At 67.1% G+C, this 462-nt stretch carries 1 pseudogene; it reads right to left on the reverse strand.

From position 1 onward, the window contains the following. Positions 1–462 (reverse strand): annotated as a pseudogene (locus SLW56_RS20810) (flagellin); the annotation flags it as partial.

Consider the following 462-nt stretch of genomic DNA (forward strand, 5'->3'; position numbering starts at 1 on the left):
AGCTTGTCGTTGATCGCCGAGGCGATCTTCTTGGCCACATCGGTGTCCACGTCGCCGACGGCCACCGAGACCGAGGCGATGCTGACGCCGTTGACGGACATGCCGGAGAAGCTGCCGCTGGCGGTGGCGGTGCCCGAGGCCAGGGCGTTGGTGGTGGTCTGGGTGGCGGCGAAGCCGGCCTTGCCCAGCGAGGCGGCGCTGGCGTTGACGATGCTGTTGATGCCGATGGTCTGGCCGGCGTCGGCGCCGACCTGGAACAGCGCGCCGGAGAAGGAGCCGTCCAGCAGCTTGGTGCCGTTGAAGTTGGTCTGGCTGGAGACGCGGTCGATTTCCGAGGCCAGCTGCTTGACTTCCGAGTTCAGCGCGCCACGGTCGGTGGTGGAGTTGGTGGCGTTGGCCGACTGCACCGCCAGTTCGCGGATACGCTGCAGGTTGTTGCCGATTTCGACCATCGCGCCTTCG

Source organism: Xanthomonas sp. LF07-6, from assembly GCF_034105445.1.
GTDB lineage: Bacteria > Pseudomonadota > Gammaproteobacteria > Xanthomonadales > Xanthomonadaceae > Xanthomonas_A > Xanthomonas_A sontii.